Raw genomic sequence first — 13,197 nt, 5'->3', positions numbered from 1 at the left:
CCGATTCCCTGGTACCTTACACCAGAGTTTCGGGTTTGTTTGTTATTATCTTATAATCCAGCTGCGCCGGTTACACCATGATTTTGCAAATATCGTTCGTGAATTCCACCGGATCGGCAATCGGCAAGCCTTCGATCAGCAGCGCCTGATTGTACAGCAGATTCGTGTAAAGCTTCAGCTTATCCTCATCCGCTTGCTGAGCTTTCAGAGATTTAAACACCTCATGATTCGTGTTAATCTCCAGCACCTTGTCGGCTTGGATATCCTGTCCGTTCGGCATCGCCTTCAGGATTTTCTCCATCTCAATCGAGACATCACCTTCCGTGGACAGGCATACCGGATGGGATTTCAATCGTTTGGAAGCTTTAACGGATTTCACCTTGCCGGCCAAGAGGCTGCCCATGGCTTCAAACAGTTCCTTATTGTCGTTCTCTTCAGCTTCATTCTCCTGTTTGTCCGCCTCGGAATCGAGGCCAAGATCGCCGCTGGATACCGACTTGAATTCCTTCTCCTTGTATTTCATGAGCATCTTGATCGCAAACTCATCAACATCATCGGTGAAGTACAGGATTTCATAACCTTTATCGAGCACCATTTCCGTCTGCGGGAGCTTCTCGATCCGGTCGATGGAATCACCGGAAGCATAATAAATATACTTCTGATCCTCCGGCATTCTCGATACGTACTCATCCAACGAAACCAGCTTCTTCTCCTTGGAGGAAGTGAACAGCAGCAGATCCTGAAGATCTTCCTTGTTCATGCCATAATCGTTGTAGACGCCGAATTTCAGACCTCTGCCGAAGGAGGCGAAGAACTTCTCATAGTTGTCTCGTTCGTCCTTCATCATGCCCTGCAGCGCGCTTTTCACTTTGCTCTTGATGTTCTTCGCGATCAGCGTCAACTGACGATCATGCTGGAGCATCTCGCGGGAGATGTTCAGCGACAGATCCTCGGAATCGACCATCCCTTTCACGAAGCTGAAGTAATCCGGCAGAAGGTCGCCGCATTTGTCCATGATCAGGACGCCGTTGGAATACAGCTCAAGCCCTTTCTCGTATTCCTTGGTGTAATAATCGAATGGCGTATTCTCGGGAATGAACAAAATCGCGTTGTATACAACAGCGCCGTCCGCTTTGACATGAATGTGCTTGAGCGGTTTATCGAAGCCGTAGCGCTTCTCATTGTAGAAATTCTCGTAATCCGCGTCGGTCAGCTCGCTTTTATTCTTACGCCAGATCGGCACCATGCTGTTGATGGTCTGCTCTTCCTGAACTTCTTCGAACTCATTCTCGGAATCTTCTTTCGGACGCTGCGTTTTCACATCCATCTTGATCGGATAACGGATGAAATCCGAGTACTTCTTGATGATCGCTCTTAGACGATATTCTTCCAAATACTCGTCATACTGATCGTCTTCCGTGTTCTCTTTGATCTTCAGCACGATCTCGGTTCCGACAGAATCCTTCTCGGCCGGCGTAATGGTATATCCGTCGGCACCTTCGGATTCCCACTTGAATGCTTCGTCGCTGCCGAGGGCTCTGCTGGTCACGGTAACGACATCGGCAACCATGAAAGCCGAATAGAAGCCAACGCCGAACTGGCCGATAATGTTGTGGCCGTCCTTCGCTTCGTTCTCACTCTTGAATGCAAGGGAACCGCTCTTCGCAATGATGCCGAGGTTGTTCTCGAGGTCTTCCTTTGTCATCCCGATCCCCGTGTCGGTAATGGTCAGCGTACGGTTTGCTTTATCTGCGGTAATCTTAACGTAGTAATCTTCTTTGTTAAAGGTCAAGTTGTCGTCAGTCAGCGCTTTATAGTAAATCTTGTCGATCGCGTCGCTGGCATTTGAAATCAGCTCACGCAGAAAAATTTCACGCTGCGTATAGATGGAGTTGATCATCATCTCGAGCAGCCGTTTGGACTCAGCTTTAAACTGTTTTTTCGCCATGAAAAAATCTCCCTTCCAATCTGAACGAGGTTTCTTTTAGCACTCTTTACAGCAGAGTGCTAACACTTCTTCTATTTAAACATGTACCAATTTTTGATGTCAATATGTTTAAAGACTTTCCCTCGAACAAATACGGGTTCAACCTGTAACCGTGAAGCCGACGCCGAAAGATGAATATGAAAACAGCATGCTGCAATCAGCAAAAAGGCCGCCTAAAAGGGAATTCCCCTTTTAGACGGCCCTTCATTCATGGCTCGATACCGCTGTTTAATCTCTTGGATAAGACCGGACGAATCCACCATACGTAATACAGGCCGCATAGGAGCAGCACACCGGCCGTGGCCAGAAAGGGGAGCCGATAATCCTGCCTGGCCAGGATCAGTCCGGCAACAAAAGTTGCCCCGGACGAGCCTAAACTCCGAAATACCGACCGCATGCCGGCATACAGATTACGTTCCTTCTCATTGAAAGCCGACATCAGCAGACTATCCAGCAGATTGGACAGCATGGTCACGCCACCGCCCCGCAGCAGAAACAGCCCGACAAACAGCCATACGGGGAGAATCATGTATAGAGCGGCAAACAGCAACATATTAACGATAAATACCGAGATAATGGCCGTGTTATAACCGAACCGCTCCATGACGTACGGTGTCATCAATGAGCATATAAACAGAAGGATCGCGCCGATGGCAAGAATTAAAGATACCTGGTCATCCATCCAATCCAGGCGGAATTTCACGATGACGTTCAAGAATGAGCCAGTCATGGCGATACAGCCGCCGAGCAGAGCCGTAAACACGGCGAACAGCCACAAGGTCCCGGACGACAGAGGCCCCGTTAACCTGGATATTCCCTTAGAAGATGAAACCGTCGGCGCTTCCTCATCCAAGTCCCTGCGCTCAGAAGGCAGCCAGAACGCCCGGATGACGCCATGAAGCACAAGCACCAGCCCGGTCAGCAGAAGGGACACTTCATAGCCCCTGCTTCCCTCAAATCCCTTCGAGATATATCCGGCTGCCAGCGTTCCAAGACCCGTGAAAGCCGTAAAGACGGCAAACATCAAGGAAAATGCACGGGCCTCCTCCTTACGGGAACGGCAATAATGGAAGAGAAGCTGAATCTCCGTCGTTTCCACAAGTGTCAAGCCGGTAGACACCAATATTTGAGCGGCATAGAACCACAGCAAATCATCGCTGACAGCAAACAGCACATTGCCTGCGGCGATAAAGAATACGCCGGTAACCAGCAGTTTTTTCCTTCCGGTCCGGTTGGCGAGCAGAGATACCGGAATGGCGAGCACGCCCATAATCAGAATGCCCATCGACACCAACGCGCCGATTTCGTCCTCCCTTAGCCCCCGAAAAAGCAGATGCAAATTCAGGACGAGTGTATAGAGGCCGATTCCAATGCCGTAGAAGGCCTCGCTTATAAGGAAGCGGCGCACCCCCGTAGACAGCTGCAGCAGGTCTTTGATGTAAAAGGACATGTTATTCCCCTTCTCCAGAAAATCCGATCACGATCTGAAATGAAATCAGTCGGTTACTTGTATAATTCCGCTTCCGAGCGCATCCGCCGGCTCAGTCTTACCGGATCGTTATCCTCGGCAGTGTAAGCCTTCAGGAGAATGCGGAACGAAAACGGCTCCGGCTTGATCGAATGCTCCGGAGACTGTGCCGGACCGCAGCTGTTGCTGCCAAGTCCGTTCTGCCGATAATCCAGATTCAGCGTAATGAAGCTGCGTGGAACAAGGTCGCTGGCATGCGCCGCGGACTCCACATCCTGGTCGGTGTACCGGCTTGCATTGAAATTCAGGACAGGCTCGCCAACGGCGAGGAGCCCCAATCCAGCACCATCCGCGAGCGAGATCCAGCGGACATCCGATCGGTTCCCATTCTCCTGCGGATAAATATACGGCGTGAACAAGCCGTCCACAGTGCTGCGGTATTCCCCGAACCGTCCCGCTTCCAGGCTGTCCGGATAGCTTTCCCCAGGTCCTCTGCCGTACCACCGGACATGTTCCATGTCTCCCGCGACTTGCATTTGCAATCCGATTTTCGGCAGCATGGCGGGCGGCGTGCCGATCGGCTCACCCTTCACATCCATGATAATCAGGCCGCTGGAAGTGATCGTATAGGTCGTTTCGCAGCGGAAACCCCAATCATATACCGGCGGCGCAATCCGGGAAATCCGCCGCACCTCCACGCTGTCTTGGTCCAGTCGCTTCCATTCGAAATGATCGATCCGCTCGGAGAGTCGGTCCAGATGGGCCTTACGCCAATCCGGCAGCACGTACATATCATTATCAATCGGCGGGCGCCAGAAATTCAGCATCGGTCCGCCAAGCGTGATTCTTTTGCCATGCAGGAATAAGCTCTCAAATCCGGAATGAAGCGAACCGAGTGACAGCTGAAAGCTGCCATTTCCCACCTTAAGCTTGTGCTTCTCCTCGGTGACCTGTAGTGGTCCCCGCCGCAATGCGGCCGTTTGCTCGAATTCAGGCTTGGACGATTCCCGCAGCAGAAACTGGGACCATGCCACCTCATGTCCCCGTTCCGCCCAGCTGCAGTCCGCAGCCAGCGAGAGGGATACCTCAAACCACAGCTCGGCATAAGGACTCACGCCTATTGTCGCTTGCTCCAAAATCTTCTGGAGGCTTAACTCCGTGCTTGTGCCTGCATCGATGCGGGGAAGTTCCAGCGCTCCGCTATGGACAAGCTGTCCATCGGCCAACACCCGGTAATGAGCCACCAGATGATCCAGCGAAATGAAATCATAGCGGTTCATGATATGAAGCACACCGTGTCTTCGCATCGACATGCGGACCGGTTCAATGACCTTTTTGTATTCCAGAAGTCCAGGTGAAGGCGTCCGGTCGGGACGGACCAAACCGTCAATAACAAAATTGCTGTTGTTTGGAACATCGCCATAATCACCGCCGTATGCATAATCCATCCTGCCGTCCGGCGTCCTTCTGCTCAGCCCGTGATCGATCCACTCCCACACGAAACCGCCCGCAAGGCGGGGATGCGCTTCAAAGGTATCGAAGTAGGGACGCAGACCGCCGGGCCCGTTGCCCATCGCATGCGCGAACTCACACAGAATATGCGGCTTGGGATGATCGGTCATTTTGCCGAATCCCTCCATCTTCTCGACGGAGGAATACATGGTGCTCACCACGTCGCACACCTCGGCTTCGCGGTCCTCCTCGTAATGGATCAGCCTCGTTGGATCATTCTCCCGGCACCATTCCGCCATCGCGCGGAAATTGCAGCCGAAGCCGGATTCGTTGCCGAGGGACCAGAATAGCACGGACGGATGGTTCTTATCCCGTTCCACCATTCGGCGGACACGGTCCACATAGGCTTCCTTCCACTCCGGATCATCGCTCAAGCGGGAAATGTTGCCGAGCGGCTCGAAGCCGTGGGTCTCCAGATCCGTCTCTTCCATCACGTACAGCCCATACACGTCGCACAGCTCGTAGAACCGGGGATCGTTCGGGTAATGAGCGGTCCGTACAGCATTGATGTTGTGCTGCTTCATCATACGGATGTCCTCGAGCATCGTGAACAGGGTGACGGTTCGGCCCGTATCCGGATGATGGTCATGGCGGTTGACGCCTTTAAGCAGGATTGTCTTGCCATTTACCAGGAGCTGTCCGTCCTTCACTTCAATGGAGCGGAAGCCGACGCGCTGCGCCACCGTCTCCAGCGTTCCCCCTTGAGCATCCTGCAAGATGATCACCAAGTGGTACAGTGCCGGGGACTCGGCACTCCATAAATACGGACTGGCTACTTCGATCTCAAAGTCCTCCACGGCGGAGTGCGAGACATCCTTCCCGGCTGACCCTACTTCCACTCCGGCTCCGTTCAACAACCGCAACTGGACGGAGCCATGTTCTCTTCCTTCTAGTTCCAAACGCACGTTCAGCTTAGCATTCAGATACTCCGCATCCAGATCGGTCGTTACGCGGAAGTCGTTGATGCGAAGCGCTGACGGCTCGGCTACCAGATACACATCCCGGAAAATGCCGCTCATCCACCACATGTCCTGATCTTCCAGATAGCTTCCATCAGACCACTGGTATACCCGAACCGATATCTTGTTTACGCCGGTCTTCACATAAGGCGTCAGATCGAACTCGGAGGTCAGCCGGCTTCCCTGGCTATAGCCGATAAACGACCCGTTTAGCCACACATGAAACGCACTGTCCACCCCGTCGAATTTGACGCAAATCTTCCTGCCGTCCCAATGCTCCGGAAGCTCGAACTCGCGTACGTAACTTCCGGTCGGATTCGCATTTGGCACATGCGGCGGATCCACGGGGAATGGATAGTACAAATCCGTGTAATGAGGATGGCCGTAGCCCTGCAGCTGCCAGTGCCCCGGAACCGGGAGGTCATCCCAGGCCGATACATCGTAATCTTCTTCATAAAAAACTTCAGGAGCTGTCTCCGGCTCCTCGGCATAGTGGAATTTCCACACCCCGTTCAGTGATTGGTACCAAGCCGAACTGCCTCTGTCATAGCTTAACGCTCCGTCCGCATCCGCGAACGGAATGAAATAGGCCCGGCTTTTCGCCCGGTTCCGTTCCAGCACGCTTAGGTCATCCCAGTCGCGGCCGATACGATGGTCTTTCATATATCTCTCCATCCTTTCCCAAGCAGTCTAAATTACCCCTTGATCCCCGTCGTGGCAATGCCGCCAACGATATAACGCTGTGCAAAGAAAAATACGGCCAGCGGCGGGATCGAGATCAGGCAGGTGATCGCCATAATGGATTGCATATCGACGCCGTGCATACCCTTGAATTGGGATAACCCCAGCGTCAGCGTATATTTCGTCTGATCATTCAGGAAGATGAGCGGACCCAGATAATCGTTCCAGCAGCTCATCATATGGAACACGGCCACCAGAATGAGCGAGGGTCCCATCAGCGGCACAATGATCCGCAGCAAAACCGTCATTTTGCCCGCCCCGTCAATCGTTGCCGCTTCATCCAGCTCCTTCGGCAAGGTCATGATGAACTGGCGCAGCAGAAAAATGAAGTAGGCGGAACCAAACCAGGAAGGTACGATGAGCGGTTTGAGCGTATTGATCCAGCCCAGGTAGTTGAACTCCATATACTGTGGAATCATGGTCACTTCCCACGGAATCATCATGGTGGCAAGCACGATCAGAAATAGCGCATCCCGTCCCTTGAACTGAAACCGGGCGAACCCGTATGCCACCAGCGTGCACGATATGAGCTGCCCGAGCGTCGACAGCAGCGTCACGATCAGCGTATTTTTCAAAAACAGGTTAAACGGCTGAATGCTCCAGGCTTCGGCGAAATTGCTGAATCTCCACACGGAAGGCAACCATTTTGGAGGAAACAGATACAGCTCCTGCTGCGACTTCAGTGCTGTCGTGATCGCCCAGAAGAGCGGCGCAATGAACAGCAGGGAGCACAGGATGAGCAGTGTGTACGTGATTACTTTTTTCATGCGGAACGCCCCTCTCTGCCGGCAGGTACGCCTGCTTTGTTACGCTTTGGCTTCGCCTTCTCCTTCTTCATCTCTCCCTCATAGAACACCCAGGCCTCCGAAGACTTGAACACGAGGAACGTCAGCGTTAGCACGATCAGGAACATAAACCAGGCATTGGCTGCGGAATAACCCATCTTGAAATACTTGAACGCATTCTCGTACATGTACATCGCATAGAAAAACGTCGACTTCAGCGGGCCACCGCCCGTAAGCAGAAGCGCCAGCGTCAATTGCTGGAAGGCCGCAATGATGGACGTAATCAGGTTAAACAGCAGGGTCGGCGTGATCATCGGGATGGTCACATTGAAGAACTGCCTGATCTTGCCCGCTCCATCTATCGAGGCCGACTCATACAGGTCCTTCGGAATGCCTTTGAGACCCGCCAGAAAAATAAGCATCATCGAGCCCTGTCCCCACAGGCTTGCAATAACCATGGCGACCAGGGACCACTTCGTATCGTTCAGCCAGTCCGGGCCTTCGATGCCGACAAGCGATAAGAAAAAATTCAGGATCCCGTAATCCCCGCTGTACACCCAAGACCAGATCATGGCGAGGGCAACGCCGGAAATGACCGACGGCAGGTAGAAGGCGGTGCGGAAGAACGCGCTCCCTCTCACCTTTTGATTCAGCAGCATCGCGAGTCCCAAAGCCACGATGATGTTCAGCGGAACGAACAAAGCCGCGAACTTTAACGTAACTATCAGCGATTTCCAGAACAACGGATCGTTCGAGAACATCTCCACATAGTTGTCGATGCCGACAAAAGTCACTTGGCCTACGATCGGCCAATCAAAAAACGAAATGACAAGGGAAAACAGCAGCGGACCAAGCGTGAAAACCAGGAAACCGAATATCCATGGAAAAATGAAGAGGTAGGGCACGGCCCCACCCCAACGTTTTGGTCCAAGTCGCTTCGGGGCCGCTGTCTGCTGTTGTGAGTAAGGCACTTCAGTATGGGCCATATTCGCGAACCTTCTTTCTTCGTTTATTTCAAATAGCGTTCGCTATCCTTCACTGCCTGGTTCAGAACCTCCTGGGCATCGCTGCCAAACATGACGGATTCCACAGCTGCCGACAGCTGGCGGTTCACTTCGTTCCATTTCGGATTCAGCAGGAAGGCCGGCGTATTGTCCGAACGCTCCAGCATCGTGTAATACGGCTTGTAGAGCGGATCCTGATCCTTCTTCAGCTCGTTCACCACGCTGACCCGGACCGGAAGGTCGGCCACGCGCATTTTGATCGCTTCGTCCGATACGTAGAACTTAATGAACTCCCAAGCCAGATCCTTGTTCTTGGAATCCTTCGCTATCGACAGCGCGGATTCGGCCAATACGCCCTTTACAGGCTTGCCGTCGAAGGCCGGCATCTCCACCGTACCCACGTCGATTCCGGCTTCCCTGAAGGATTCCAGAGGCCAGATACCGCTCTCCCACATGGCAATTTTGCCGGCTTTGAAAATATCCTCCCCGCTCTGCTGCCCTTTGCCTCCAGTCAGGACGGCTGAGCCGTTCTTGAGCATATCGCCCAGCATCTGAATGGCTTCCGCCGTTTCCTTGCTGTTCATGTAGCCTTCAATCGTTGTGCCGTCCTCGGAAATGAAGGAACCGCCGTTGCTCCATACGAACCCTTGCAGGTCATACGTATCGTTCTCGGCTCGTACGCCGAAGCCATACTGCTTCTTGGATTTATCCGTCAGCTTCTGGGCATTCTCCTGGAATTCCTTCCATGTCCATCCATCGCTCGGATAGGCGATGCCCGCATCGTCGAACATCTTCTTGTTGTAGTACACCACCCGGGTCGTAAAGCCCGCCGGGATTCCGTACAGCTGATTATCGATCTTGCCGTAGTTAAACAATCCTTGGTAAAAATCATCGATATTCAAATCCTCATCCTTAGACGCGTAGCCGTCCAGCGGCTCCAGGGATTGGTGATACGTTGGAAAATCCCACATATACATCACGTCCGGCGGATTGGCTGCACCAAAACCGGCGGCCAGCTTCTGATCGAATCCGTCGGCATAAGCCTCCACCTGAACCTTCGTGCCGGGATGCGATTCCTCGAACTTCTTGGCGATCTCCTGCTCGATCTTCAGCGCATCTCCCGTATCCCAGGTAGCGAAGCGAAGCGTTGTCGCCGCGCCCGATGCATTGCCGTCCGGCTCCTTCGATGCTCCGGTCCCGCCGCTGCCGCCGCATGCGGCCAGCAAGGATGCCATTAACGTCATAACCGAAACCAACGCGATCCATGACATTTTCTTTTTCATATTGTCAGCTCCCCTAAAGTATTGAGTTGATATGAATTGAACCGCTTTCATCATAACTCGGATGAAAGCGGTTCAAAACGTGCGCTGATTCGCAGATGATCGTATTTTTGTTCGAACTTTCGTCCTCGGGTGTTCATTTGTTTACAATGATTCCCCTTTTTGTTCGGCACGGTATTGGCTTGGCGTCTGACCTGTGCAGCGCTTGAACCATTTGCTAAAATATTTGCTGTCGCCAAGCCCGGTCTTCTCGGCGATCTCCTGCATCGTTAAGGAGGTTTCGCGCAGCAGGCCATAGGCGAGGCGGAGCTTGCGTTTATATTGGAATGTGATGAAGCTGTCGCCAACCGTTTTCTTGAACAGGATCGAAAAATGGCTGCGGCTCAGCCCCACCTTCTGGGCCAGCTCCGCTGCCGACCACTCGTCCGCGGGATGTTCATGCAGGAGATGGACCGCGTGCAGAATCGGCTCAGGCCACTGCTCCCCGCTAAGACCGTACACCCGTTCCAGCTCGGCTTCCTTATGCAAGGATTGAAAAGCTGCCTGCACATCCTCCGAATCGTGAAGACATTCCCGCGAATTCCATGTGAGCTTCCCGCACCGGCTCTTGATCTCCACCAGCAAGCTGTCCGCCGCTCCCTTAAACTCCTCCGGTACGGCCCAATAGCAGCTGTCCGCGCCGTAGTGAATCAGCTTGCTGCAGCGCAAACCCGGCTCGTCGGAGCCCTGTTCCTGAAGCAGCCCCTCCCAATTGCTGCTGAAGCCCGCCGTCTTGATCAGATAGAGGGAGATGGGCTTGCACTCCCCCTGCCCCACACGGCTGCAGAGCTGCCGGAGTTCTCCCGGGAATCGATCGCTATGACCGTTCAGCCAAGCAAACAGGTGAGCAGAAATCTGCTCTGCCAACTCGTGCGCGTAGGACGGCGTATCGGACAGCTCACGCTGGAATTTTTCCAGCATCGCTTCGAGTTCTTCGTCCTCGAAGGCTGTTTTCAGCAGATATCCCGAGGCGCCAAGCCGCATCCCCTCTTGGGCATACTCGAAATCCCGGTGGCAGCTGAGCAGAATGATTCGGGTTTCCGGCGCGACCTCCTTCACCTTGCGCGACAGCTCGATTCCATCCATCTCCGGCATGACGATATCCGTAATGACGACCTGCGGGCGAAACTCCAGAAACGCCTCCCAAGCCGCCTGACCGTTGGGGCTGTCCGCCACAACCTCCATCCCGAATCGGTCCCACGGCACCGTGGAGCGGAGTCCCTTACGCACAATGCTCTCATCATCGGCAATTAACACCTTAAAGTACCCTGCTTTCATCATCGAAAGACTCCTCCTTTTTCGGCCAGCGTATGGTGATCGTTGTTCCTTCTCCCTTAATCGAATGTACCTTCAGTCCGTATAGCGGACCAAAATGCAACTTGAATTTCTGATCGGCGTTCCGCACGCCAAGCCCGCCGCGTCCCTTCCGCTTCATCTCCGACGAGAATAACTGAGTGAGCTTCTCCTCCTTGATGCCGGCCCCGTTATCGCGAAGCGTAAGCACCAGCTCGTCATGATCCTCCTCAACCTTGACATGTATCTCTCCCTGACCATCGGTGAAGGCATGGAAAAAAATGTTTTCAAACAGCGGCTGAAGCGTCATCCGTGGAATCAAATAAGGCAGAAACGCCTCATCGCAATCCAGCTCATAACGGAACACCTCGCCGTACCTGATCTCCTGGATTTTCAAAAAGTGACCGATCATGCGCAGCTCCCTGTTCAACGTGACCAGCTCCTGCGAGATATCCAAATTCCCCTCCAGCACCATCGTCAGATGATACAGCATCTGACGGATGTCCTCCGCGCCTTGCAGCCTGGCTTTCCACTGGATGGAGTTGAGTGTATTGAACAGCAGATGGGGGTTGATCTGATAATGGAATGCACGCAGCTCCGCCTCTTTTTTCAGCCGCTCGCTCTGCTCCACTTCGCCAATCAGTGTCTGCACGCCCGTAACCATCCGGTTAAAACTCATATCGAGACTGCCCAGTTCATCCCTGCCCTCGATTGGCGTACGGGTATCCAGCTTGCCAAAGCTCACCTTCTGCATCGAGTCCTTCAAGGTCCGAATTCGTGAGGTGAACCGGGAGGAGAACAGATAAGCAATGCCAAAAGCGAGCAAGCAGGAGACGATGGCAACAACCATCGTGTTCGCCCGGATAACGCCCGAGGATTGATAGAAAGCCTTGGCGGGAACTCTGGCTTCCATGGTCCATTGGTTGACGCCAAGCGTCCGGGACCAGGTCACATCGTTGTCATGGGGCGTATACGGAGCATCCGTCTCATACACGATCGTGCCGTCCGGCGATGTAATGAGCAGGTGGGCGTGCGTGTCGGCCTCGAACTTGGCATAACTGCGCAGCAGCTCCTCGGCACTCTCCTCAATGAGGATGATGCTGCCGTCCTGAGCCTTGTCCGGGTGGTGGATCGGTACGGCGAGCCCGATGACCGGCACGTTATCGCTATCACTGCTCTTAATGGAATGATCCTGTTTGTAAAAACCGAGCCAATACGTCCCGGCATAGGCCTTCGGCCTTGTGCTCCACATCGGGATATTGCCGAGTTTATTCACATCCAGATTGTTCTCCCCATAGTAATAGCCCGAGGTCGTAATGATATAAATTCCCGCTGTCAGCTGCGTCCGAAGAGACTTCAATAACGATTCGAAGTCGTTCTTCTCCATAATGTCGCCGTATGTGGATGGCGTCCCGGCTCCAATCCCCGAATGGCTCGGGTCCAGTAAATAGGAATAAATTGTTTCCGCCGTCTGCTTCATCCGCCCTAATGCCGAACTGGTCTGCTGCTCCAGCTGCGCTACGGCATTATCGCCGTATTTGCCGAACTGGGAGTTAATCACTTTAGCGGATTGATAATAGGAAAGTCCGCCAAGCGAGAACAGCGGAATCAGGGTGACGATTAAAAAACAAGCAAGCAGCTTCGTTCGTATACTGTGATAGGTGCCGGTGAACAGCCGGCCCACTCGATCTTTGATCCCCTGAAGATTCATGGTTACTCTCCCCGTTGTCGTATCGTATCGTGAAACTTTCGTCCACTCGTTCGCCATGCGGCCGGACTGCTAACCCGTCCGTGATACCGCTTTCATTATAAACCCGAACAAAGGGCTTGTAATTAGGCGGCAACTGGAAAATGAGAGGAAACGGAAAAAGCACCTCCCCCACAAGGCAAAAGCCCGGGAAGAAGTATTTGTCCGTCATCGTTATAGAGGTTGTTCAAAAAGTCCACTTTTGATAAGAAAACCAATCGAGGCCAATCAAGGATGAGCGACCGCGATTCAAAAGTAGGTTTTCTTGCGATATAGAATTTCATCAGCTCTGCTGATAACGAATAAATTCTATATCTAACACGAAGCGAATCAGGAAGCAGCTCGGCATCGAATCTTGAATTCAGCCGGGACTAAGCAGATG

General features: G+C 53.1%; 8 protein-coding genes. All 8 read right to left on the bottom strand.

What is annotated here, in order from left to right:
* Window positions 1-70: 70 nt before the first annotated feature.
* Window positions 71-1,948 carry a molecular chaperone HtpG gene (gene htpG / locus ACOZB4_RS27645; protein ID WP_076322843.1) on the bottom strand — a complete coding sequence of 626 codons (1,878 nt, stop codon included), beginning with the start codon at window positions 1,946-1,948 and terminating at the stop codon, window positions 71-73.
* Window positions 1,949-2,195: 247 nt separating this feature from the next.
* Window positions 2,196-3,437, bottom strand: coding sequence for an MFS transporter (locus ACOZB4_RS27640; RefSeq protein WP_339271003.1), 1,242 nt, complete (start codon window positions 3,435-3,437; stop codon window positions 2,196-2,198).
* Between the two features lie 53 nt (window positions 3,438-3,490).
* The gene (locus tag ACOZB4_RS27635; RefSeq protein WP_379412648.1) at window positions 3,491-6,589 is read right to left on the bottom strand and encodes a glycoside hydrolase family 2 TIM barrel-domain containing protein; all 3,099 of its coding nucleotides are present in this window, start codon (window positions 6,587-6,589) and stop codon (window positions 3,491-3,493) included.
* 32 nt (window positions 6,590-6,621) lie between these two features.
* On the bottom strand, window positions 6,622-7,434 hold the full coding sequence (locus ACOZB4_RS27630; RefSeq protein ID WP_053489640.1) for a carbohydrate ABC transporter permease: 813 nt from the start codon (window positions 7,432-7,434) through the stop codon (window positions 6,622-6,624).
* A complete protein-coding gene (locus ACOZB4_RS27625; RefSeq protein WP_339270997.1) occupies window positions 7,431-8,438 on the bottom strand; it encodes a sugar ABC transporter permease in 1,008 nt (335 codons plus the stop codon). The genes ACOZB4_RS27630 and ACOZB4_RS27625 overlap by 4 nt, the downstream gene beginning before the upstream one ends.
* Window positions 8,439-8,461: 23 nt before the next feature.
* Complete coding sequence (locus tag ACOZB4_RS27620; RefSeq protein WP_379412641.1) at window positions 8,462-9,739, bottom strand: ABC transporter substrate-binding protein; 1,278 nt, start codon at window positions 9,737-9,739, stop codon at window positions 8,462-8,464.
* A gap of 141 nt (window positions 9,740-9,880) precedes the next feature.
* Window positions 9,881-11,056: a response regulator gene (locus ACOZB4_RS27615; protein WP_379412636.1), complete on the bottom strand. Its 1,176-nt coding sequence runs from the start codon at window positions 11,054-11,056 to the stop codon at window positions 9,881-9,883.
* On the bottom strand, window positions 11,034-12,836 hold the full coding sequence (locus ACOZB4_RS27610) for a cache domain-containing sensor histidine kinase (RefSeq protein WP_379412633.1): 1,803 nt from the start codon (window positions 12,834-12,836) through the stop codon (window positions 11,034-11,036). The genes ACOZB4_RS27615 and ACOZB4_RS27610 overlap by 23 nt, the downstream gene beginning before the upstream one ends.
* Window positions 12,837-13,197 lie beyond the last annotated feature (361 nt).

Origin of the sequence: Paenibacillus sp. NPDC058898 (assembly GCF_049316025.1) — a bacterium.
Lineage (GTDB): Bacteria > Bacillota > Bacilli > Paenibacillales > Paenibacillaceae > Paenibacillus_AQ.
The sequence above is the reverse complement of the archived record's forward strand: the minus strand, read 5'-3'. Positions and strand labels throughout refer to the sequence as shown.

What these genes read in the sequence shown, in the direction of transcription:
- ACOZB4_RS27635 (WP_379412648.1), bottom strand. Translation starts at nt 6,589, where the DNA reads ATGAAAGACCATCGTATCGGCCGCGACTGGGATGACCTAAGCGTGCTG.
- ACOZB4_RS27630 (WP_053489640.1), bottom strand. Translation starts at nt 7,434, where the DNA reads ATGAAAAAAGTAATCACGTACACACTGCTCATCCTGTGCTCCCTGCTG.
- htpG (WP_076322843.1), bottom strand. Translation starts at nt 1,948, where the DNA reads ATGGCGAAAAAACAGTTTAAAGCTGAGTCCAAACGGCTGCTCGAGATG.
- ACOZB4_RS27610 (WP_379412633.1), bottom strand. Translation starts at nt 12,836, where the DNA reads ATGGCGAACGAGTGGACGAAAGTTTCACGATACGATACGACAACGGGG.
- ACOZB4_RS27620 (WP_379412641.1), bottom strand. Translation starts at nt 9,739, where the DNA reads ATGAAAAAGAAAATGTCATGGATCGCGTTGGTTTCGGTTATGACGTTA.
- ACOZB4_RS27625 (WP_339270997.1), bottom strand. Translation starts at nt 8,438, where the DNA reads ATGGCCCATACTGAAGTGCCTTACTCACAACAGCAGACAGCGGCCCCG.
- ACOZB4_RS27640 (WP_339271003.1), bottom strand. Translation starts at nt 3,437, where the DNA reads ATGTCCTTTTACATCAAAGACCTGCTGCAGCTGTCTACGGGGGTGCGC.
- ACOZB4_RS27615 (WP_379412636.1), bottom strand. Translation starts at nt 11,056, where the DNA reads ATGATGAAAGCAGGGTACTTTAAGGTGTTAATTGCCGATGATGAGAGC.